At 75.2% G+C, this 21,107-nt stretch carries 19 protein-coding genes; 9 read left to right on the forward strand and 10 right to left on the reverse strand.

The genetic code is table 11. The features are described from left to right. Positions 1–29 precede the first annotated feature (29 nt). The gene (eda, locus tag ACP7TJ_RS09275) at positions 30–683 is read left to right on the forward strand and encodes a bifunctional 4-hydroxy-2-oxoglutarate aldolase/2-dehydro-3-deoxy-phosphogluconate aldolase (protein ID WP_427762754.1); all 654 of its coding nucleotides are present in this window, start codon (positions 30–32) and stop codon (positions 681–683) included. Between the two features lie 25 nt (positions 684–708). Here the strand turns inward: eda and ACP7TJ_RS09280 are convergent, their stop codons facing one another. Genes ACP7TJ_RS09280 through ACP7TJ_RS09290 form a run of 3 tightly spaced genes read right to left on the reverse strand, consistent with a single transcriptional unit; the run spans position 709 to position 3,992 of the window. Continuing rightward, a complete protein-coding gene (locus ACP7TJ_RS09280) occupies positions 709–2,304 on the reverse strand; it encodes a bifunctional RNase H/acid phosphatase (RefSeq protein ID WP_427762756.1) in 1,596 nt (531 codons plus the stop codon). Between the two features lie 27 nt (positions 2,305–2,331). Then, a complete protein-coding gene (locus tag ACP7TJ_RS09285; RefSeq protein WP_401408636.1) occupies positions 2,332–3,075 on the reverse strand; it encodes a zinc ribbon domain-containing protein in 744 nt (247 codons plus the stop codon). Next, complete coding sequence (locus ACP7TJ_RS09290; RefSeq protein WP_093767812.1) at positions 3,072–3,992, reverse strand: Nif3-like dinuclear metal center hexameric protein; 921 nt, start codon at positions 3,990–3,992, stop codon at positions 3,072–3,074. The genes ACP7TJ_RS09285 and ACP7TJ_RS09290 overlap by 4 nt, the downstream gene beginning before the upstream one ends. A gap of 212 nt (positions 3,993–4,204) precedes the next feature. On the opposite strand from ACP7TJ_RS09290, the gene ACP7TJ_RS09295 reads away from it, so the two are divergent. Beyond that, on the forward strand, positions 4,205–5,422 hold the full coding sequence (locus tag ACP7TJ_RS09295; RefSeq protein ID WP_387579521.1) for a hypothetical protein: 1,218 nt from the start codon (positions 4,205–4,207) through the stop codon (positions 5,420–5,422). Positions 5,423–5,519: 97 nt separating this feature from the next. Next, complete coding sequence (locus ACP7TJ_RS09300; protein WP_427762758.1) at positions 5,520–5,687, forward strand: hypothetical protein; 168 nt, start codon at positions 5,520–5,522, stop codon at positions 5,685–5,687. 109 nt (positions 5,688–5,796) lie between these two features. Here the strand turns inward: ACP7TJ_RS09300 and ACP7TJ_RS09305 are convergent, their stop codons facing one another. After that, complete coding sequence (locus tag ACP7TJ_RS09305) at positions 5,797–6,660, reverse strand: MaoC/PaaZ C-terminal domain-containing protein (RefSeq protein WP_189910208.1); 864 nt, start codon at positions 6,658–6,660, stop codon at positions 5,797–5,799. Between the two features lie 220 nt (positions 6,661–6,880). Between ACP7TJ_RS09305 and ACP7TJ_RS09310 the strand changes: the two genes are divergently transcribed. Beyond that, complete coding sequence (locus tag ACP7TJ_RS09310; RefSeq protein ID WP_427762760.1) at positions 6,881–8,050, forward strand: sensor histidine kinase; 1,170 nt, start codon at positions 6,881–6,883, stop codon at positions 8,048–8,050. A 69-nt stretch (positions 8,051–8,119) separates the two neighbouring features. Continuing rightward, positions 8,120–8,752 (forward strand): response regulator transcription factor, encoded by a 633-nt coding sequence (locus tag ACP7TJ_RS09315; RefSeq protein ID WP_427767312.1) that lies wholly within the window; start codon positions 8,120–8,122, stop codon positions 8,750–8,752. A 42-nt stretch (positions 8,753–8,794) separates the two neighbouring features. On the opposite strand, the gene ACP7TJ_RS09320 is transcribed toward ACP7TJ_RS09315, so the two are convergent. Then, positions 8,795–10,228, reverse strand: coding sequence for an MFS transporter (locus ACP7TJ_RS09320; protein ID WP_189910206.1), 1,434 nt, complete (start codon positions 10,226–10,228; stop codon positions 8,795–8,797). Between the two features lie 69 nt (positions 10,229–10,297). Further along, the gene (locus ACP7TJ_RS09325; RefSeq protein WP_427762762.1) at positions 10,298–11,605 is read right to left on the reverse strand and encodes an alpha/beta hydrolase family protein; all 1,308 of its coding nucleotides are present in this window, start codon (positions 11,603–11,605) and stop codon (positions 10,298–10,300) included. Positions 11,606–11,960: 355 nt separating this feature from the next. Here ACP7TJ_RS09325 and ACP7TJ_RS09330 point away from each other — a divergent pair, with 355 nt between their 5' ends. From ACP7TJ_RS09330 to ACP7TJ_RS09345, 4 genes are all read left to right on the forward strand, one after another. Beyond that, entirely contained in the window at positions 11,961–13,700 is a 1,740-nt protein-coding gene (locus ACP7TJ_RS09330; RefSeq protein WP_390921585.1) for an MFS transporter, read from the forward strand. 133 nt (positions 13,701–13,833) lie between these two features. Then, the gene (locus ACP7TJ_RS09335) at positions 13,834–14,493 is read left to right on the forward strand and encodes a class I SAM-dependent methyltransferase (protein WP_093767805.1); all 660 of its coding nucleotides are present in this window, start codon (positions 13,834–13,836) and stop codon (positions 14,491–14,493) included. A 9-nt stretch (positions 14,494–14,502) separates the two neighbouring features. Next, positions 14,503–15,474, forward strand: a complete 972-nt coding sequence (locus ACP7TJ_RS09340; RefSeq protein WP_093767804.1) for an N-acetylmuramoyl-L-alanine amidase — start codon at positions 14,503–14,505, stop codon at positions 15,472–15,474. Positions 15,475–15,633: 159 nt separating this feature from the next. Continuing rightward, entirely contained in the window at positions 15,634–16,449 is an 816-nt protein-coding gene (locus tag ACP7TJ_RS09345) for a DUF5336 domain-containing protein (RefSeq protein WP_093767803.1), read from the forward strand. Positions 16,450–16,508: 59 nt separating this feature from the next. Here the strand turns inward: ACP7TJ_RS09345 and ACP7TJ_RS09350 are convergent, their stop codons facing one another. The 4 genes from ACP7TJ_RS09350 to ACP7TJ_RS09365 are packed head-to-tail and all read right to left on the reverse strand — an operon-like array spanning position 16,509 to position 21,082. Beyond that, positions 16,509–19,181 (reverse strand): multicopper oxidase domain-containing protein, encoded by a 2,673-nt coding sequence (locus tag ACP7TJ_RS09350; protein ID WP_427762765.1) that lies wholly within the window; start codon positions 19,179–19,181, stop codon positions 16,509–16,511. Beyond that, the gene (locus ACP7TJ_RS09355; RefSeq protein WP_427762767.1) at positions 19,178–19,423 is read right to left on the reverse strand and encodes a hypothetical protein; all 246 of its coding nucleotides are present in this window, start codon (positions 19,421–19,423) and stop codon (positions 19,178–19,180) included. The genes ACP7TJ_RS09350 and ACP7TJ_RS09355 overlap by 4 nt, the downstream gene beginning before the upstream one ends. Next, entirely contained in the window at positions 19,371–20,357 is a 987-nt protein-coding gene (locus ACP7TJ_RS09360) for a hypothetical protein (RefSeq protein ID WP_427762769.1), read from the reverse strand. Before ACP7TJ_RS09360 ends, ACP7TJ_RS09355 begins: the two co-directional genes overlap by 53 nt. Then, positions 20,354–21,082, reverse strand: a complete 729-nt coding sequence (locus ACP7TJ_RS09365; protein ID WP_167742947.1) for a helix-turn-helix transcriptional regulator — start codon at positions 21,080–21,082, stop codon at positions 20,354–20,356. Before ACP7TJ_RS09365 ends, ACP7TJ_RS09360 begins: the two co-directional genes overlap by 4 nt. Between the last annotated feature and the right edge of the window lie 25 nt (positions 21,083–21,107).

Raw genomic sequence — 21,107 nt, forward strand, 5'->3', positions numbered from 1 at the left:
GGGTGCGTGCCGACGGCAGGATGAGCGCCATGAACGCTCCCCTGCCGTCGTCCCGCGCGCCCGGCGCCTCCTTCTCGGTGCTCGGGCTCGCCCCCGTGGTCCCCGTGGTCGTGGTCGAGGACGCCGCCGACGCCGTGCCGCTGGCGCGGGCGCTGGTGGCGGGCGGGCTGCCCGCGATCGAGGTGACCCTGCGGACCCCGGCCGCGCCGGACGCGATCCGGGCGATCGCCGCCGAGGTGCCGGGGGCCGTGGTCGGCGCCGGGACGGTGCTCACACCGGACCAGGTGACGGACGCGGTGGCGGCGGGGGCGCGGTTCTTGGTCAGCCCGGGGTGCACGGACACGCTGCTGGCGGCGATGCGGGCGGCGGACGTGCCGTTCCTGCCGGGGGTGTCCACGGCGTCGGAGGCGATGGCGCTGCTGGAGCGCGGGGTGCGGGAGATGAAGTTCTTCCCGGCGCGGGCGGCCGGCGGCACGGCGTATCTGAAGTCCCTGGCGGGTCCGCTGCCGCAGGTCCGCTTCTGCCCCACCGGGGGGATCGGGCCGGACACCGCCCCGGAGTACCTGGCGCTGCCCAACGTGGGCTGCGTCGGCGGAAGCTGGATGCTGCCGGAGGACGCGGTGGCCGCCCGCGACTGGGACCGGGTGGAACGGCTCGCGCGGGAGGCGGCGGCGCTGCGGTGACCCGGCGGGCGGGGCCCGCGGGGCGCTACCGCAGGTGGGACGTGTCGTTGAACAGCCGGACGCTGGCGTTGCCGTCGGCGTAGTACGCCACGGCGGACAGCGAGGCGGCGGACAGCTCCATGCGGAACAGCGCCTCGGGCGGGGCGCCCAGGGCGAGCCGGATCAGGGTCTTGACCGGGGTCACGTGCGTGACCAGCAGGACCGTGCGGCCCCGGTACTCCGCGAGGAGCTTGTCGCGGGCCTCCCCGACCCGGGCGGCGGTGGCCGCGAAACTCTCGCCGCCGCCGGTGGGCCGGGCGTCCGGGGACGCCAGCCAGGCGTCCAGGTCCTCGGGGTACCGCTCGCGCACCTCGCCGAAGGTGAGGCCTTCCCACGCGCCGAAGTCGGTCTCCCGCAGCCCGTCCTCGACGGCCACGTCGAGCCCGAGCCGGGCGGCGACGATGCGCGCGGTCTCCCGCGTACGGGCGAGGGGCGAGGCGACGACCGCCTGCACGGTGCCGCGCCGGGCGAGCGCGGCGGCGACCTTCTCGGCCTGCTCGCGCCCGATGTCCGAGAGGGAGGGATCGCTGCCCCCGCTGCCGGAGAACCGCTTCTGCGGGGTGAGCGGCGTCTCGCCGTGCCGCAGCAGCACGAAGGTGGCCGGCGTCCCCATGTCGGCGGGCGCCCACCCGGAGGAGGGGGTGGCCACGGCTTGCGCGGCCCGACGGTCGGCGTCGGCGGGGGCTCCCCCTGCCCGCCTGCTCGGCCCTCCGGCCGCGGGGCCCTCGCCCGATGCGCCCGCGGCTCGGACCCCCGTGGCGCGGGGCTCCGCCGCCCGGCGGCCAGGAGCCCGGTCCGTCGGTGCCGGACCGCCCGCTCCGCCGCGGCTTCCTTCGGCGGCGCGCCCGCCCGGAACGTCCGCGGCTTCCGGGTCGTCGGCCCTGGCGCCGGATTCCGTGTCCGGCCCTGCGCCGGAGGCGTCCTCCACGCTGCGGCCCCGGGCCGTCCCCGCCAGGTCCGCGCCACCGGTCACGGCGGCACCCCCGGCCGCGGGGCGCCGTTCCGGCCCCGGCTCACCGGGCGCGGCAGCGCCGCCCGCCGACGCCAGGGCCGCCCGCACCCGTGCCGCCCCCGCCGTCGCGTCGCCGGGCGGCCCCTCAGGGGCCGGTACGGCCGGGGTGGCCGGTGGGGTGTCCAGGTCGGCGCGGCTTGCCTCCGCCGACCACTGCTCGCCCCGCCTGCCGGCGTCCATCGCCTCGTTGGCGAGACGGTCCGCGTGGGCGTTGCGTTCGCGGGGGATCCACTCGTAGGTGACCCGGTCCTGCGGGAAGACCGTCGCGGCCTCCGCCGCGAGCGGCTTCATCGCCGGGTGCTTGATCTTCCAGCGGCCCGACATCTGCTCGATGACGAGCTTGGAGTCCATCCGGACGTGCACCCGGGCCTGCGGGTCCAGCTCCCGGGCGGCGCGCAGACCGGCCAGCAGGCCCCGGTACTCGGCGACGTTGTTGGTGGCGACGCCGATGTACTCGGCCGCCTCCGCCAGGGTCTCCCCCGTCGCCGCGTCGCTCACCACGGCCCCGTAACCGGCCGGTCCGGGGTTGCCCCGTGACCCGCCGTCCGCCTCGACGACGAACTCCCGCATCGGACTCGATCCCCTACCGGTGGTTCCCTACAGTCCCGACTCCGTCGTGCGGACCAGGATGCGGCGGCAGTTCTCGCAGCGCACCACGGTGTCCGGGGCGGCGGCGCGGATCTCGTTCAGCTCGGTGATGGCGAGCTCCTGACGGCACCCCTGGCAGGTGCGGGCGTACAGCTTGGCCGCGCCGATGCCGCCCTGCTGCCCGCGCAGCTTGTCGTACAGGCTGAGCAGCGCGGCCGGCACGGAGGCGGCGACGACCTCGCGCTCCTTCGTCACGGAGGCGGTCTCGCCGTCGATCTGCTCCAGCGCCGCGTCCCGGCGGGCGGTCGCGTCGTCGATCCGGCCCTGGACGGAGCCGACCCGCTCGGTGAGTTCGGCGACCCGCTCCTGGGCGGACTCGCGGCGCTCCATGACCTCGAGGACGACGTCCTCCAGGTCGCCCTGGCGCTTGGCGAGGGAGGCGATCTCGCGCTGGAGGTTCTCGAGGTCCTTGGGCGAGGAGACGGCGCCGGAGTCGAGGCGCTTCTGGTCGCGGGCGGCGCGCTGGCGCACCTGGTCGACGTCCTGCTCGGCCTTGGTCTGCTCGCGCGCGCAGTCGCTCTCCTCGGTCTGCGCGGCGACGAGCAGGTCGCGCAGCTGGGTGAGGTCCCGGTTCAGGGAGTCGATCTCGGCGTGCTCCGGGAGCGACTTCCGCTTGTGCGCGAGCTGCTGGAGGCGGACGTCGAGGTCCTGGACGTCGAGAAGTCGGATCTGGTCGGCGGGCTCGGCGTTCAGTTGGGGGCTCCAGATGAATCGGAATCGAGCGGGGCGCGCGCGGCGCTCCCCGGAAGGGTGGCGGTGGGTGACGGGTGGGCGCTGGACGACGCCATGTGGGCGGTCCAGGGGTCGGTGACCGTGCGCGAGACGTGGACCCGCAGGTCCCAGCCGTGACGGTCGGAGATCTCGTCGAGCTGGGCGGCGGCCAGCTCGCACCAGGGCCACTCGGTGGCCCAGTGCGCCGCGTCGAGCAGCGCGACAGGTCCGGGGGCGCGCACCGCGGTGAACTCCGACGCCGGGTGGTGGCGCAGGTCCGCGGTGAGGAAGGCGTCCACGCCGGCCGCCCTGACGTGGTCGAAGAGGCTGTCGCCGGAGCCGCCGCTGACGGCCACCGTCCGTACCGGTGCGTCCGGGTCGCCGGCGACGCGGATGCCCTGCGCGGTGGCGGGCAGCCGCTCGGCGGCGCGGGCGGCCAACTCGCGCACGGTGAGCGGGGCGTCGAGCTCGCACACACGGCCCAGTCCCCGCCGCCCCTCGGGGTCGGACGGGTCGGGCACCAGGGGCCGTACGACCCTGAGGCCGAGCGCGCCGGCGAGGGCGTCGGAGACTCCCGGGTCGGCGGTGTCGGCGTTGGTGTGGGCGACGTGCAGCGCGATGTCGTTCTTGATGAGCGTGTGCACCACGCGGCCCTTGAAGGTGGAGGCCGCGACGGTGGTCGTGCCGCGCAGATAGAGCGGGTGGTGGGTGACCAGCAGGCCGGCGCCGAGCTTCACCGCCTCGTCGACGGTCTCCTGGACCGGGTCGACGGCGAAGAGGACGCGCGTGACCTCCTGGTCCGGCTCGCCCACGACGGTGCCGACCGCGTCCCAGGACTCGGCCCGCTCGGCGGGCCACAGGTCGTCCAGCGCGGCGATGACTTCTGACAGACGGGGCACGCGGCCAAGGCTACCTGCCCCTTTCGCGCGGCAGTACCGGATCCGGTTCCCGCCGCGGTCCCCGCCGGGTCGCGCGGCGGACCCGTGGAGCACACTCCCGGCGCTTCCTCAGCAGAATCGTTCCTGGAGCACCCTTACGTGTGAAGCGCGCCCCTCCGCTCCGCCGCCTCCGTCCGCGAAAACTACCGTTCGTCACCGGAGGTGACCGAAAGATGACGGTCTGCGCCATCGAACCTGCGGCGGCACACGAGAACGGGGCGGGACGGGCGGGCTGCACCATCACGGCGGACGGCTGCTACGCCGCCCGCCTGGCCCTCGCCGGCGACTCCCTGTTCCCGGAGCGCTGGATCCTGGACGGCCCCGAGCCGTACGCGGTGCCGCTCCCCGGCAACCAGCCCGAGGAGCCCGGCACCGAGGTACAGCCACTCGCCGACGGCCGGGTCCTCATCCACCGGCCGGCGGACGGGCGGCACGCCTTCTCCCTGCTGTACCCGACCGGCCCCGGCACCGGCGAGCTGCCGCTCGGCACGGTCGACCGCCACGAGGGGACCCGGCTGCGGCTGCTCCCCCCGGCCCCGGACGGCCGCCGGGCGTACGCCCTCGCCGCCGGCCGGCACAGCGCGGCGGTGTGGCTCGTGGCGGGCGGCGCGTCCGGGCCCGAGCGGGTCGCGGAGATCCCCGGCGGCTGCTCGGGCGGGGCGTGGCTGGACCGCGAGGGCCGGATGCTCGCCCTGGACCGGGAGACGGGCGGACGCACCAAGTCGGTCGTGGTCGACCTCGGACGCGGCGGCGAGGTGTCCCCGCTGCTGCAGATCGCCCCCGGCAGCGACGACCGGGTGCTGCTCGCCGACCCGGACAGCGGTCTGCTGCTGATCCGCTCGGACGCTCCCTCCCCCGGGGAGGCACGGCTGGGCTGGGGCGTGCTGGGCAGCACCCTGCCCGTGCGGTTCCCGGCGTGCCTGCGGCTGCCGGACCGCACGGTCACGCCGTTCGCCGTGCAGCCGGGGCAGATGCTGACCCCGGAGGGCTGCGCGGTGGCGCTGCGCGTCGAGAGGGCGGACGGGGCCGGCTGGATCGGGCTGTGGCGTCCCGCCGAGCGGCGCGTCCACCATGTCCCGGCCCCGGCGGGCTGGCTGACCGGCACGGGGCTGTGGTCGGCGGACGGGGTGCTGCGGCTTCCGTACTCCACCGGCGCGGTGCCGTGCGGGGTGGCCACGCTGACGATGCCGCGTGAGGACCGGCGGGCGGAGGAGGACTCCCGGGACGCCGCGGCGGGCGCGGAGCCGCCGTCTCCGCACGAGGAACGGTTCAGCGGTCAACTACCGACCGGTGCAACGGAGATGACCGTCCATCACCTCAACTCCCTGGCCGACGCACCGCGTCCGGTGCCGCTTCAGCAAGCACCCCTCGGACGGCTTGTAACGAACTAGTGGCGGTTGGCGTGGCCGCCTGGATCCGGGGTGCGGTGGGCCGGTTAGACTCACCCGGCTGTAGGAAAGATCATGTTTACGGGGTGAAATCCTTCCGATGAGCGACGTCATCACACACGAGCCGCGGCCCGTCGAGCACCAGCAGGTCGCCGCGGGTCACGGCAAGCACCGGGGGCCGGTCTCCACGCAGGAGCCGGAGACGTCCCCGCGCGGCCGGCACCGCAAGCCGGCCCAGGAGAACGACCGCGGGGAGCCGGCCGCCTGACCCAGGTCAGCCGGCCTCACCCTCCGCGGGTGGAACGGAAAGCACGGCCCCGATCGTCGTCCGACGGTCGGGGCCGTGGCCGTCCCCCCGTGCTCACCTCACCCCGTGCTCACCCCTGGGTGAACTCCACCGTCGCGCCCGTCAGTACGGGCGCGTCCCCGCGTTCCACCGCCCCCACGGCCACCCGTACGGCGCCGTCCCCGCGCCACATCCGGATCCGCAGCGTCTCGCCCGGGTACGTCACCCCGGCGAACCGGGCGGTCCAGGAGCGGACGCGGGTGACGTCACCGTCGAGAAGCGTGTCGACGACCGCCTTGAGGGTCATGCCGTAGGTGCACAGCCCGTGCAGCACCGGGCGGTCGAAACCGGCGCGGCGCGCGAACTCGGGGTCGGCGTGCAGGGGGTTGAGGTCGCCGGTGAGGCGGTAGAGCAGCGCCTGGTCCTCCCGTACGGGGCGCTCGACGGTGCGGTCGGGGGCTCCCGGCTCCTCCGGTGCGCCCGCCGACGGCCCGCGGTCGCCGCCCCAGCCGCCCTCGCCGCGTACGTACACCTGCGCCTCGGCCGTCCACAGCGGGCCGTCCGCGTCGGCGGCGTCGCTGCGCAGGACCATCACCGCCGCCTTGCCCTTGTCGTGCACGGCGGTGATCCGGTCGGTGCGGGTGGCGGCGGCCCGCACGGGCAGGGGGCGGTGCACGCGGAGCGACTGGCCGCCGTGCAGCACGCGGGCGAGGTCCACGTCGACGCCGGGCATGGACAGGGCCGCGATCACCCCGGGCGGGCCGCCGCCCGCGACGGTGGCGAAGCTCGGCAGGACGTGCAGCCGGGACTCGAGGGTGTAGCGCAGTTCGCGGGGGTCGGTGGCGGGGACGCCCGCGCCGATGCCGAGGTGGTAGAGCTGGACGTCCTCGGGGGTCCAGGAGATCTCGGTCGTGCGGGGCGCGGCGGCGAGCGCGCGTTCGGTGTCGACGGGCATGTCGCTCCTGATCGCCGGGGGTGGTCCGGACCTGTATAGCCCGGAGTCAGGCGGCACGTCAGCCGGGGGGGACCCAGGACATCCGTACCGGTGCGGACCGTACGGACGGCTCTGTCGGGGGCGCCGGGCCGGGCCTACCGTCGACAGGGACCGCACCCGGCCGGGTGCGGCGGACCGGACGTACGACGACTGGACGTACGACGACGACGGGGGCGGAGACATGTCGAAGACCACCTGCGGGACGTCCACGGAGGCCCGCGGTCCGCGCGGGCCGGGGCTCGGCCACCCGCGGCTGCTGCCCTGGCTGCTGCTCGCGATGGGCGCGTTCTCCAACCTCTTCCAGGGCACCACGCCCGACCCGTGGGTCGGCGCGGCGGGGCTGCTGGCCTTCAACTCCGTCTACGTCTACCTGGCGTTCACCACGCACCCGTGCGGCGCCCGGGACGCGGCGGCGCGGCGGGTGGCGCTCGGTCTGCTGGCCGCGGTGACCTGCGCGCTCGCCGTCGCCTACGGCGGCGACTGGCTGCTGTACTTCCCGCTGCTGGGGCTGGCGACGGGCGTGGTGCTGCGCGGGCGGCCGCTTCTGGCCGTCGGCGGGGCGGTGACGGCGGTCGCGGGCGGGGTCTCCTGGTACCACGACGGCTGGGGCGGCCTCGACATCCTCTACGCGACCGCCGTCTCCGCGCTGGTGACGGCCACGATCGTGCGGCTGGCGGACACGGTGCAGGAGTTGCGGGAGGCGCGGCGGGAGCTGGCCCGGCGGGCCGTCGAGGAGGAGCGGCTGCGCTTCTCGCGCGACCTGCACGATCTGCTGGGACACACCATGTCGGTGATCGTGGTCAAGTCGGAGGCGGCAAGGCGGCTGGTGCCGCACGACCCCGAGGCCGCGCTGGCGCAGGTCACGGACATCGAGGCGGTCGGCCGGCAGGCGCTCACCGAGATCCGCGAGGCGGTGACGGGCTACCGGGAGGGCAGCCTGGACACCGAACTGGACCGGGCTCGCTCGGCCCTCGCGGCGGCCGGCGTCGTCCCCGTGGTGCGCCGCTCGGGCCCGGCCCCGGGAGCGCGTACCGAGGTGCTGCTGGGCTGGGTGGTCCGCGAGGCGGTCACCAACGTCGTACGGCACAGCGGGGCGCGGCGCTGCGCGATCGCGATCGAGACGGACGGGGAACGGGCCCGGCTGACCGTCACCGACGACGGCGACGGCGCCCGTGCGGACGCGGACGCGGCGGGCCCGGACGGCACGGGCCTGCGCGGGCTGGCCGAGCGGCTCGCGGCGGCGCACGGGACGCTGCGGACGGGTGAGGGCGCCGACGGGGGGTTCGAGGTGGTCGCGGAGCTGCCGGTGCACGCGGCGGCCCGGGAGCCGTCGTCGGCGGCGGCGGTCTGACCGGTCGTGACCCGGTCACCGCACGGGCGCGCAGGGCCTTCGGGGCCCTACGCTGCCGACGTGAACCAGATGCCGCGTGAGCACCGGCCCGGCCCGTCCGTCCGGGTGCTGCTCGCGGAGGACCAGGGCATGATGCGCGGCGCGCTCGCGCTGCTGCTCGGGATGGAACCCGACATCGAGGTGGTGGCGCAGGTCGGCGCCGGGGACGCGATCGTGGACGCGGTCCTCACCCACCGTCCCGACGTCGCCCTCCTCGACATCGAACTGCCCGGCATGAGCGGGCTGGACGCCGCGGCCGTACTGCGCGAGCGGGCGCCGGGTTGCCGGGTGCTGATCCTGACGACGTTCGGCCGGCCCGGTTATCTGCGGCGGGCCATGGACGCGGGAGCGGCGGGTTTCCTCGTGAAGGACGGCCCGGTGGAGGAACTGGCCTCGGCGGTCCGCCGGGTGCTGGCCGGGGAGACGGTGGTCGACCCCGGCCTTGCCGCGGCGGCGCTCAGCGCCGGCCCCAGCCCGCTCACCGCCCGCGAACGCGACGTGCTGCGGGAGTCGGCGGGCGGTTCGACCGTCGCCGACATCGCCGCCCGCCTCCACCTCTCCGAGTCGACGGTCCGCAACCACCTGTCCTCGGCCATCGGCAAGACGGACACCCGCAACCGCACGGAGGCACTGCACGAGGCGCGCCACCGGGGGTGGTTGTGACCTGGGGCGTGGCGCGCGACCCGCAGGCGACGGCCCGCCGGTTCAGCCCGTCCGTCCCGCCCGTGTGCGCGGCAGCCACGCCCACATCAGTACCGTGCCGAACGCCAGGACCGCGGTGCCGGTGGTGAAGACGAGGGCGTAGCCCTCGGTGAGGGCCTCAGGGGTGTCGGCGCCGTTCGTGCGGGCCGCCGCGAGCGTCGCCATCACCGCGAGGCCGAGGGAACCGCCCATCGTGCGGGAGGTGTTGACCAGGCCGGAGACCAGCCCCGCCTCCTCGGGGGCCGCTCCCGACGTGGCGAGGGAGGCCAGCGGGGTGCCGGCGAGGCCCGCGCCGAGCATCATCAGGACGCCCGGGATCATGATGGCGGTGAGGTAGTCGCCGTCCGCCGTCATCGTGGACTGCCAGGCGAAGCCGGCCAGCGCGACGAGCGTGCCGAGCACGGCCACCGCGCGCGGTCCCGTCGCCCGCATCAGGCGCGGGGCGGCCTTGGAGCCGACGATCACCGCGAGCGAGCTCGGCACCAGGGCGAGTCCGGCCTCCAGCGGGGTGTAGCCGAGCACGTTCTGCGCGTAGAGGGTCATGAAGAACCACATGCAGAACATCGCGGAACCGCTCAGGAACATCGCCACGTTCGCCGAGGCCACCGACCGCAGCCGCAGCAGTCCGAGCGGCATCAGCGGGGCCTTGGCCCGCGCCTCGACGAGGAGGAAGAGGGCGACGAGGGCGAGCCCGGCGCACAGCGGCACCACGGTGGCCGCCGCCGTCCAGCCCGCGGCCTCGGTCTGCGAGATGCCGTAGGCCAGGGTGGCGAGGCCGGCCGTCACCAAAACCGCGCCCGGCAGGTCGAGCCGCCGCCCGTCCCCCGCCCGGCTCTCGGTCAGCCACCGGGCGGCGCCGGCCAGCACCACCGCTCCGACGGGGACGTTGATCAGCAGGACCCACCGCCACGACAGGGCGTCGACCAGCACCCCGCCGACGAACCCGCCCGCCGCGCCGCCGCCCGCCCCGACGGCCGTCCAGGTCGCGATGGCCCGGGCACGGGCCGCGCCCTCCGGCACCGCCGAGGTGACGAGGGTGAGCGTGGAGGGCGCGAGGACGGCCGCCCCGAGCCCCTGCACGGCCCGTGCCACCAGCAGCTGCCATCCCTCCTGGGCGAGCCCGCCGGCCAGCGAGGCCAGGGTGAACAGCCCGAGCCCGACGAGGAACATGCGCTTGCGTCCGTAGAGGTCGCCTGCGCGTCCGCCGAGCAGCATGAAGCCCGCGAACGCGATGGAGTACGCGTTGACCACCCACTGCAGGCCCCGCTCGTCCAGCGCGAGACCGCCGCGCAGGGACGGCAGCGCGACGTTCACCACGGAGATGTCGAGGACGACGAGGAACTGGCCGGCACAGGCGAGCGCCACCACCAGCCACACGGGGGGAGCGGTACGGGCGGGGGCGCGGGTGGTGTCGGGGGTTTCGAGCATGTGCGTCATGTTCTCAACCGGCTCGCGGCCCCCGCATCGGCATTTCGTCCTGGTCCCCGGGTACCGAGGACCGCGGCGTCACTTGCCCTGGGTCGGGAGGGATCCTGCCGGGCAGACGCTCGAGGGCCGGGTGTTCTCCAGCCGGCCCCGCATCCAGGTGCCGAGGTCCCGCAGGCCGGCGAGCATCACGCCCACGTGGTCCACGCCGGGGTACGTCTTCGAGTCGACGACGTTCTCCTTGGCGCACAGTTCGCCGACCAGTTTCCTGGTGCCCTCCGGGGGCACGACCTTGTCGTCCTCGCCCTGCAGGAGGAGCACCGGGCCGGCCGACGTCCGCTGCGCCGGGTTCAGGGAGTCCAGCCACTCCCTGAGCGCCGGACTGTTCTTGTACCAGTCCGGCTTGAGGGTCCCGGCCGTCTCCTCGGGCGCGAAGAGGGAGAGGTACGCGTCGATCTGGTCCATGCAGAGGTTGTGCACGGCGGGCCGTGCCATCTCCTTGGCGACCTCGGGCGACAGCAGGGCGTCGTAGGGGAACGTCTCGGGGTCGAAGACGTGCGCGCCGGCGCCGATGTAGGCGAGCAGTCCGCGCAGTCCTTCGAGGGATCCGCCGTTCATCTGCTTGTCCATCGCGTCCCTCAGCGCGGTGGACAGGTGGGAGGAGGGAGCGAAGGCGGCGGTGCCGAGGAAGCGCATGCCCTTCGCCTCGGCCGCCTGTTCGCCGGCGCCCAGGGCGGCGTGACCGCCCTGGGAGAGGCCCACGGCGAACCACTTCTCGCTCACCGCCCTGCCCCCGGCGTTGCGCGCCGCAAGGGCGGCGTGGGCGACGGACAGGCCCTCCGCGCGCAGGTGGAGGAAGCCGTGGACCTGGCCCTCGGGGCCGAGGCCGGGGTAGTCGGCGGCGACGACCGCGAAGCCCTCCTGCAGCCACTTCACCAGCAGGGGGGTCATTCCGCCGAGGCTCTCGGTCCGCGAGGGCGCGCACATGGGCCCGAGGCCGGTCGTCCCGTGCGCCCAGGAGATCAGCGGCCAGCCGTCCTCGTTCCGGGGCGCCTTCTTGGGCAGCAGCAGGAAGCCCGTCGCCGCGACGGGTTCGCCGTGCTGGTCCGCGGTGCGGTACATGATGCGCTCCGCCCGGGAGACGGCGGATCCCAGCAGGGACGACGCCGGTGCCGGGATCGGTTGCGACCTGAGGATCTCGCCCGGCGCCGCCTTGGCGACGAGGGCCTGGTCGGGGTAGTCGTAGAAGGCGTCGTGTCCGGTCCCGGACCGCGCGGCGGCCTGCGGCCCCCGCTCGGCGCCGGCCTCGGACGGGCCGCTGACACCGCAGCCCGCGGCGGCCGCGGACAGGGCCAGCACACCGAGCACGGCTATCGCTCTCCTGCGCATCGGCAGGTACCTCACTCTCCGTCGGTTTCGGCCTGTGGGCGGGAGAGGGCATGCGTCCGCCGCAGGCGCGAGGGGAAGGCGTCCGCGGTGGGAACGCGTCCGCGAGGGGGACGCGACCTGGGACGGCTCGACCGTAGGTCCGGGGGCGGTCGCGCTGCCCGCCGGGGCGCTCATCCGGGTGACCGGCACCGGCCGGTCCGGCTCCCCGCTCCCGGGGCGGGCGGCGCGTGCCCTGCCGGCGTCAAGGAAAGGTCAAGACATCGTTAGAGTGCCGAAGCAACGGAATAGTTGCCTCGGTGTACGGGGTTCGAGTGGCACGTACCTGAGAGCACGGCCGGCCCCGGAGGCACCCTTCATGACGCAGACGACGCCCGACCGTCCCTCCGGAAGAGCGGGCGGGCCCGTGGTCCCGGTGCTCGCCTTCGCGGGCATCGTCGTCGCGGTGATGCAGACCCTGCTGGTCCCCGTCGTCAAGGACCTGCCGCGGCTGCTGGACAGCGCCCCCGCCGACGCCACCTGGGTGCTGACCTCGACCCTGCTGTCGGGCGCCGTGGCCACCCCGATCATGGGCCGCCTCGGCGACCTCTTCGGCAAGCGGCGGATGCTGGTCGTCAGCCTCGCGGTGATGGTGGTGGGCGCGCTGGTCAGCGCGTTCACCAGCGACCTGCTGCTGATGATCGCCGGCCGCACGCTCCAGGGCGTCGCGATGGGCGCCATCCCGCTCGGGATCGGACTGATGCGGGACATGCTGCCGCGCGAGCGGCTGGGCTCCGCGATGGCGCTGATGAGCTCTTCCATAGGCGTCGGCGGAGGTCTCGCCCTGCCCGCCGCCGCGCTGGTCGCCCAGCACTCCGACTGGCACGTCCTCTACCTGGGCGCGGCCGGCCTCGGTGTGCTCGCGATCGCTCTCACGCTGGTCCTCGTACCGGAATCCCCGGTGCGCGCCCGGGGCGCCTTCGACCTGCCGGGCGCGCTGGGCCTGTCCGCGGGGCTCGTGCTGCTCCTGCTCCCCGTCTCCAAGGGCAGCGACTGGGGCTGGACCTCGGGCACCACGCTGGGCCTGGCCGGCGCGGCGGCCGTGGTCCTGCTCCTGTGGGGCGTGATGGAACTGCGGGTGGCCGCGCCCCTGGTGGACCTGCGCACCACCGCCCGCCGCGAGGTGCTGCTCACCAACCTCGCCTCAATCATGATCGGCGTCTCCTTCTTCGTCGTCTCGCTGGTCCTCCCCCAGCTGCTCCAGCTGCCCGCCGAAACCGGCCACGGCCTCGGCCAGTCGATGGTGGTCGCCGGACTGTGCGTGGCCCCGCTCGGCCTGACGATGATGTTCACCGCCCCCCTCTACGCGCGTCTGTCCGCCCGGTACGGCCCGAGGACCACCCTCATCCTGGGCCTGCTGGTCATCGGGGCCGGGTACGGCGGCGGCCTCGGTCTGATGGACGCCGCCTGGCAGACCGTGGTGACGTCGGTGGTCCTCGGCGCGGGCATCGGCCTCGCCTACTCCTCCCTGCCCGCGCTGATCGTCGGCGCGGTCCCGGCCTCGGAGACCGGCGCGGCGAACGGCCTCAACACACTGATGCGGTCCATCGGCACGTCGGTGTCGAGCGCCGTCGTCGGCATGGTGCTGGCGAACACGGCGGACACCGCGGGCGGGGTGGCGGTCCCGACCATGCACGGCTTCCGCCTCTCCTTCCTGATCGCCGCGGCGGCGGTGGCCGTGGGCCTGGTGCTGGCCCTGGCCCTGCCCGCCCGCCGCCCCCCGGAGCGGCTCCGGCTGCGGGCGAGCAGCGAGGAGGAGGCGAACCTGGAGCGGGCGCGGCAGACGCTGCAAGGCTTCGGGGGCCGGGTCCTGGACGCGTCCGGTGCGCCGGTCGCCCGCGCCCGGGTCACCCTCCTCGACCGGCACGGGCGCCGCGCGGGCGCCACGGTCTCCGCGGCCGACGGCACCTACGCCCTCGCGGTCCCGGCGCCGGGGCCGTACGTCCTCGCCGCCCGCGCCCCCGGCCACGGTCCCCTCGCCTCCGCGGCGACCCACACGGGCGACGGCGACCGCGTCGACGTGGATCTGGCCCTGCCCCCGGAGACGGTCACGGCGTGACGGCGGGGTGTCTCCCGTGACGTACCACGGGCGGCACACGGTTACCTGCCGGTACCCCCCTTCACCGCCCCCGCCGGGGCTACGGCAGCATGGCCCCGTGGAACGATCTGTGACCTCCGGAGAGGCGGCCCCCATGGTGAAGGCGCCGGAGCCTGGGATTCTGGGCGCGTTCGAGGCGGCGAAGGGGTTCATGCCGCTGGACGAGGGGCTCGCCCTGTACGCCGCGGCGGCCGAGGCCGGGCGGCTCGGGCTGCCGCTGCTGGAGATCGGCACGTACTGCGGCCGCTCCACGATCCTGCTCGCCGACGCGGCCCGCGCGGCCGGCGTCACCGCGCTCACCGTGGACCACCACCGGGGCAGCGAGGAGCAGCAGCCGGGCTGGGAGTACCACGACCCGGAGACGGTCGACCCGGAGCTGGGCGTGATGGACACCCTGCCCACCTTCCGGCGGACGCTGCGCCGGGCCGGTCTTGAGGAGCACGTGGTGGCGCTCGTGGGCCGCTCGCCGCAGATCGCCGCCCTGTGGGGGCGCCCCCTGGGCCTGGTGTTCATCGACGGCGGCCACACCGACGAGCACGCGAGCGCCGACTACGAGGGCTGGGCCCCGCACGTCGCCGAGGGCGGGCTGCTCGTCATCCACGACGTCTTCCCCGACCCGGTGGACGAGTTCACCGGGCAGGCCCCGTACCGCGTGCACCAGCGGGCGCTGGCGTCCGGGGAGTTCACGGAGGTCTCCGCCACGGGTTCGCTGCGCGTCCTGCGCCGTACGGGTACGGCCGCCGCGCACCGTTAGGGTGGCTGCGTGTCGTACACAGGTCCCGACTTCGATCCGCCCCCGGAGCGGCGTTCCCGCCGTGGTCCGCTGACCGTGGCCCTCGCCGCGCTCGTCTGCGGCGGGCTGCTCGGCTGGGGCGTGTACGCGGCCACGGGCGGCACGGACGACAAGGGCGCGGGCGCCAAGGCCGAGGGCTCCCCCTCGGCCGCGCCCCGTACGCCGTCGCCCGCCGCCTCGTCCCCCGCCGGCAGCGCCTCGCCGTCCGCGGAGGACGGGACGTCCCCCGCCGCACGGACGCCCTCCGCGTCCGCGCCCGCCGCGGCCGGCCCGCTCAAGGGCAAGGTGGTCGTCATCGACCCGGGGCACAACCCGACGAACGCCGAGCACACCGCGGAGATCAACCGGCAGGTGGACGTCGGCACCCACCGCAAGGAGTGCGACACCACCGGCACGTCGACCGACGACGGTTACGCGGAGGCCGAGTTCACCCTGGACGTCGCCCACCGGATGCGTGCCCTCCTGCAACGGCAGGGCGCGACGGTGAAGCTGACGCAGGACCGGGACCGCCCGTTCGGGCCGTGCGTGGACGAGCGGGCCCGGATCGGCAACGCGGCGAAGGCCGACGCGGTCGTCTCGATCCACGCCGACGGCTCCGGCGCCGGCAACCGCGGCTTCCATGTGATCCTGCCCGGCCCGGTGAACGCCGGCGAGGCGGACACCCGCGCCATCGTGGGGCCTTCGCGCGCACTGGGGGAGCGCATCGCGGGCAACTTCGTGCGCGTGACCGGCACCGCGCCGTCCAACTACATCGGCGGCGGCACCGGACTCGTCACGCGGAAGGACCTGGGCGGTCTCAATCTGTCAACGGTTCCGAAGGTGTTCATCGAGTGCGGGAACATGCGCGATAGCAAGGACGCGGCGCTGCTGACCAGCGGCGCCTGGCGGCAGAAAGCGGCGCAAGGGATTTCCGAGGGAATCGTGAGTTTCCTGCGCGGGTAGGGATCAGCGCGCTGATCCGGGCGGACAGCCCGATCCGGCGGACGATAGTGTCGTCCGTACGATCAGGGGCCACCCCCGCGCTTCGCACCGGACCCTACGGGGCGACCTGGTGACAGCGACGCCTCTTCCGACGACGAGACGACCTACGAAGGACCTGAAGTGAATATCCGCTCCCTCACTCGAGGCGACGGCGTGGTGATCGGAGCAGCCGTACTGCTGTTCATCGCGTCGTTCCTCGATCTGTACTCGATCGAAGGCGCCTCGGACAGCGTGGACATCCCCAGCCTGTGGGCGAGCGGTCCGGTGCTGCTGAGCGTGGTGCTGGCGGGCCTCATCGCCGCGGCCCTGATCGTCGTCGCCCGGGGTCTGCCGCAGGCGCCCAAGGTCGCCGGTCTGGAACTGGCGCCGTTCGGTGTCGCCTTCGCGGTGTTCGCCGCCTGGAGCGCGCTGGGCAACGTCTTCGACCCCGCGGGCGGCGCCGACAACTTCGACGGCGCCGGCGACGGCCCCGACGCGGGCATCGGCCTGATCCTCGCGCTCGTCGCCACCCTGGTGATGGCGGCCGCCGCCGTGGCCACGCCGCTGGTGCCGGCGCTCAAGGGCGCGCTGCTCCCGGCCGCCCGCCCCGCCGCCCCGCAGCAGCCGTACGGCGCGCAGCCGCCCGGCGGTTACGGCTACCCGGGCGCCCAGCCGGCCTCCTTCGGCGGCGGCCAGCCGGGCCAGCCGTACGGCGGCGGTCAGCCGCAGCAGGGCCAGCCGGTCGCGCCGCCCGCCGCGGACTTCTCGCCGTTCTGGTTCGCCGTTCCGGTGCCGCGTCCGCTGTTCCCCGAGGACGGCTCGCCCACCCCGATCGCCGAACTCGCCCCGGGCACCTGGTACCTGGCGGTGGAGCAGCGCGGTCAGGCGCTGGTCGCACAGACGCAGGACGGCCGCCGCGGCGTCCTCCAGGACACGTCGGGCATCCAGCGCGGCTGATTCACCGTCCCGTCCTCGTCACGGCCCCTCGCCCTCACGGGCGGGGGGCCGCTGTCGTGTCAGCGGACGCGGAGGACGCCGTGCGCGCCCCGTTCCGCGTCGGTCATGACATGGGTGACGAAGGAGTAGTTGCCCGCCTCGGGCAGGGCCAGCTCGACGAAGCCGCCCGCCGCGGGGGCCAGATCGAGGACCTGCGCGCCGCCGCGCTCCGGGCCGCCGGGGCGCAGATCGTACGCGCCCTCACGGAACACCGTGTCGAACTGCCCGCCCACGACGTGGAAGGCGCTCGGCATGTTCGGCCCGGCCGCCAGCACCCAGATCCGAACGCGCTCGCCGGCCTTCGCCGTCAGCGGGTCGTGGTCGTACTGGTTGGCGTACCCGTTGAAGGCGGCCATGTCGGGTTCCTTGGCGTTCACCTTGGCGGGGTCGGCGGTGCCGTTCTGTTCGCCGAGGTAGTACTCCGACTGGACCAGCAGGTACTCGCGGTCGACGCGCGGCAGGCCGGGCGGGTCGATGACGACGGCGCCGAACATGCCGTTGGCGATGTGCAGGGACATCGGCATGGTGGAGCAGTGGTACATCCACACCCCGCTGCGGGTGGCCGTGAAGCGGTACGTCAGCGACTCGCCGGGCTGGATGGTGCGCATCGGCCTGTCCGGCGCCAGCGCCCCGGCGTGGAAGTCGACGGAGTGGCCGATGGTCCCGTCGTTGACGAGGGTGATCTCGAAGGTGTCCCCGACGCGGCCGCGCAGCACGGGCCCCGGGGCCGTTCCGTCGAAGGTCCACAGCGTCTGCCGCACCCCGGGGGCGACGTCGGCCTCCGCCTCCTTCACGGTGAGGGTCCGCCTGTGCGTCCGGGGACCTGATCCTCCGGCGGCGGGCGGCAGTCGGGCGTCACGGGCGGTGAAGCCGTCGGCCGGTACGGCCATCGGGTCGAAGGCGTCCGCGGCGGATTCGCCCGTGCCCTCGGCCGCCGTCCCGCCGTGGTCGTGAGCGGTTCCCCCGCCGGTGACGCGCACCCCGAACACCATGCCCATCTGCCGGTGTCCCACCACCGAGCACCATCCGTCGAGGTTCCGGCCGACGACGCCCGCGTCCAGCGTGGCCCGCTCCCCCGGGGCGATCCGGTCGGTGCGGGCGCCGGTCTCCAGCACCAGGTCGTGGGTGTCGGTACCGGTGTTGTGCAGCTCGATCACCAGGCGGTCGCCCGCGGGCACGTCGACGGCGGCCGGGGCGAAGCGCATGTTCCGTACCGTCACCTCGACCGTGGTGGTGCGGCCGGTCGGCGTCACCTCCCCGCCGTCCGCGCTCGTCGCCGTGGACCGTTCCAGGACCGGCAGCGACCGCACGTCCGCCGCGCCGCCGCCCGCGACGGCCAGCATCACCACGGCGAGGCCGAGGGCCACGCCCCCGAGCACCCGGTGCGCGGGAGCGGAAGCGGGCGCCCGCGCAGGTACCGGCTCGGCCCCCGCGTTCCGCCGGTTCCGCAGGCTCCGTACGACGGTGAGCAGCAGCAGGACGAGGAAGTACAGCAGCATCGCCAGCAGCAGCACCGAGCAGACCACCCGGACCACGGACGGCACCGGGAGGACGCAGAGCAGCAGCGCGGCGTTGGTGATGGTCAGGCGGGCGGGCCAGGCCCGTTCGAGTCCGGCGGTGGCCGCGCGCACGGCCAGGGGGCCGCCGCCCAGGACCACCGGCACGAGGAAGCTCAGGGCGCCGAGCAGCACCTGGGCGATCCAGCCGGCGGCGAGCGGCGCGGTGAGCAGCGCCGTGCGCTCCCCCACCGTGACCCAGGACGTGGTGGAGAGGAGGATGCCGGCCAGGAGCAGCAGGGACCCGGCGAGCCAGAGGCTGCCCGCGGCCACCGACCAGGCGGCGAAGGAACGGGGAGCCTTGGTCCGCGCCTCGCGCACCCAGGGGACACCGGCGATCACCAGCCCGGCGGCGTGGACGACAACACCGGGAGCGGCCAGCGGTGGGGGTGCGAGCAGCGCGGCGGCGACGGCCGCGCCGAGGCCGGCGAGCAGCACGGGCAGGGCCCGGCGGCCGGCCCGTTCCGCGCCGTCCGCCACGCGGGTGCGCAGCATCGTCGGCCACAGGGTGATCAGGGTTCCGGCCACGGTGAGGCCGACCCAGCCGAGCAGGTTGATCATCTCGTGGGCGAGCAGCAGCCGTTCCGGCAGGTCACCGCCGAGGTCGCCGCGGGCCATGAGGACGCCCAGCGCGGCGCCCGCGGGCAGCAGGGCGGCGGCGGCGATGTAGTAGCGCACGGTCATGGAGAACCGTCCGGGCAGCGCCCGGCGCAGGAGCCGCACCAGCCACACAGCGTGGGCGGTGACGGCGGCCGCGACCAGACCTCCGCCGACGAGCACGGCGGGCCATCGGTCGAGGAACATGCCCCCGATCACGGCGACGGCCCCCGCGTTCAGACAGGCGAGACGCAGGGCCGCGGGCGTGCCCCGGTTGGCCTCCGGCAGCCGCAGCACGGACGCGGCGAAGTGCCCCGACCAGATGACGACGGCGTTGGTGACCGCCCCGAGCAGCAGGGTGTGGACGAGCAGCCAGGAGGCGTGCGGCAGGAAGTGATGGGCGCTGCCGGCCACCGCGAACAGGGCGAGCCAGGCCACCACGATCGCGTTGACGCCGAGGTGCCACAGGGCACGCGGGGAGCGGCCGGGGGGCTTCGGGGCGGGTCCCTTCGCCGTGGGGGAGGACAGGTGCGCGGTCACCGGTCGTTCCTCGGGTCGGCGGGCACGGGGACGGGGCCGGCGTCGGGACCGGGCGGCGTCGTGGTGGAGACGGCGGCCGCACGCCGGGTCGCGGTCACCGACGAGGTCGCCGCCGTCAGCACGAAGAGCAGTACCGCGGCGATGTTGAGCGCCCCGCCGAGCTGCCACGCCCCTCGTATCTCCCGCAGGTCACCGACGACCACGCGCAGGATCAGGGAGCCGTGCAGCAGCCAGGCCGCCACCGCGAGCCCGGGGTGGTACGGGAGCGGGCGGCGCAGGACGGCGGGCAGGATCACCGGGGCGTGCGCCATGATCATCGACATCACGAAGCCGAGGAACACGGCGTGCACGACGGCGTCGTAAACGGCTCCCCTCGGCGACCGGGCCGCCCAGCAGCCACAGGGCGCCGGCCAGGCCCAGCCACGCGTATCCGGCGAGCAGGCACGCGGCGGAGAAACGGGGCAGTCCCGTGGAGCGCAGCAGCCGGCGGGCGACGTCGTGCACGACGAGCCACGCGACCAGCGCGAGCAGGGCGGCGCCGAGGAGCAGCGTGCCCGCGGCCGGCCACAACAGGGTGGTGACGACGCCGGTGACGACGGCGCCGACGCACGCCAGGAAGGCCGGCTCCGCGCGCGGCGCGAGGAGGGCCACCCGGGCGAGTTCCAGCCGCTCGCCCGCGATGGTCAGGACGAGGAAGGCGACCAGCCAGGGCAGCAGGCGCGGGACGTCGAGGCCGCCCAGCCACAGGAGTGCCGCGCCGAGCGCCGACACGGCGCCCGCTCCCTGGGCGATCAGGGCGGGGCCGGGCTGCCGCTGCCAGAACCGCGTGTACAGCACGGTCAGGACGGTGGCCCCGGCGACGAGCAGCAGCCGCGGGACGGCCAGGTCCACGGGGGTGAGCAGCAGCAGGCCCCCGCCGCCGAGCGCGGCGGGGGCGAGGTGGGGCCAGCGGCCGCCCAGGGCGACCGCGCGTTCCAGTGCGACCAGCGTGCCGGCGAAACCGAGGACCAGCAGCACCCCGTGGACCTGCGGCAGACGGTCGCCGGTGACCGGGGCCGGCAGCCCGAGCAGGACGAGGGCGGCGTCCAGACCGGCGAGCAGGCAGACACCGGCGGCCAGCAGCAGAGGCGCCCGGCGGGCGCCCGCGCGGCGGGCGGCCGGGCCGGCGGGGGTCATGAGGCCTCCCCCGGCTCGCCGCCGCCCGGACGCGGGCGCCCGCCCGCCACCGTGCCGGTGTCCAGGTGGAGGCGGCAGGCGCCTGGTTCGGCGAAGGGGAGGAGTTCGATCTCCTGGGGGTTCTCGCTCAGGGCGGCGAGGGCGGCGCGGGCCAGCCCTTCGTGGACGCCGCAGACGACGCCGGGATGCTCGCGGGCCGTCTCGACGAACGGGCAGCGCGGCAGCCGGACGCGGCGCGCCTCCGCGTCCGCCTCCGGTGCGAAGCCGATCTCGCCGAGGAGGTCCAGCAGCCGCCCGCGCGCCTGACGCGGGTCCGCCGACGGCTCCTGCCCGGCGGTCAGGACGCGTCCCCAGTCCTCCCCCGCGGCCAGCGCGTCCGCGCGCGGATCGGCGCTGGTGCGGGCGATGCGCGCGGCCAGTACGGCGGCGAGTCCGGCGTACTCCCGGGCCGGGGACTCCTGCGGCGGGCGGGCCCGGTAGCGCCACGCGGGCCTGCCGCGTCCGGCGGGGGCGGACCGCTCGCGGGCCGCCAGACCGTCCTCCACCAGGGCGTCCAGGTGCTCGCGGACGGTGTTGACGTGCAGCGCGCACACCTGGGCGAGGGCGGTGGCGGTGACGGGACCGGACTGGCCGCGCAGGTACTGCAGGACGGCGGCGCGCTGCCGGGACAGCGGGACGCGCCGTGCTCCGCTGCCGGGAAACGGTCCGTTATTTTCCACGGTCATGTCCGTACTATATTGCAGGTACCGG

Source organism: Streptomyces sp. DSM 41931 (assembly GCF_050271085.1).
GTDB classification, from domain to species: Bacteria; Actinomycetota; Actinomycetes; order Streptomycetales; family Streptomycetaceae; genus Streptomyces; species Streptomyces albogriseolus.

Coding starts and splice junctions, on each gene's coding strand:
- eda (WP_427762754.1), top strand. CDS start 30: ATGAACGCTCCCCTGCCGTCGTCCCGCGCGCCCGGCGCCTCCTTCTCG.
- ACP7TJ_RS09280 (WP_427762756.1), bottom strand. CDS start 2,304: ATGCGGGAGTTCGTCGTCGAGGCGGACGGCGGGTCACGGGGCAACCCC.
- ACP7TJ_RS09295 (WP_387579521.1), top strand. CDS start 4,205: ATGACGGTCTGCGCCATCGAACCTGCGGCGGCACACGAGAACGGGGCG.
- ACP7TJ_RS09300 (WP_427762758.1), top strand. CDS start 5,520: ATGAGCGACGTCATCACACACGAGCCGCGGCCCGTCGAGCACCAGCAG.
- ACP7TJ_RS09305 (WP_189910208.1), bottom strand. CDS start 6,660: ATGCCCGTCGACACCGAACGCGCGCTCGCCGCCGCGCCCCGCACGACC.
- ACP7TJ_RS09310 (WP_427762760.1), top strand. CDS start 6,881: ATGTCGAAGACCACCTGCGGGACGTCCACGGAGGCCCGCGGTCCGCGC.
- ACP7TJ_RS09315 (WP_427767312.1), top strand. CDS start 8,120: ATGCCGCGTGAGCACCGGCCCGGCCCGTCCGTCCGGGTGCTGCTCGCG.
- ACP7TJ_RS09320 (WP_189910206.1), bottom strand. CDS start 10,228: ATGACGCACATGCTCGAAACCCCCGACACCACCCGCGCCCCCGCCCGT.
- ACP7TJ_RS09325 (WP_427762762.1), bottom strand. CDS start 11,605: ATGCGCAGGAGAGCGATAGCCGTGCTCGGTGTGCTGGCCCTGTCCGCG.
- ACP7TJ_RS09330 (WP_390921585.1), top strand. CDS start 11,961: ATGACGCAGACGACGCCCGACCGTCCCTCCGGAAGAGCGGGCGGGCCC.
- ACP7TJ_RS09335 (WP_093767805.1), top strand. CDS start 13,834: ATGGTGAAGGCGCCGGAGCCTGGGATTCTGGGCGCGTTCGAGGCGGCG.
- ACP7TJ_RS09360 (WP_427762769.1), bottom strand. CDS start 20,357: ATGACCCCCGCCGGCCCGGCCGCCCGCCGCGCGGGCGCCCGCCGGGCG.
- ACP7TJ_RS09365 (WP_167742947.1), bottom strand. CDS start 21,082: ATGACCGTGGAAAATAACGGACCGTTTCCCGGCAGCGGAGCACGGCGC.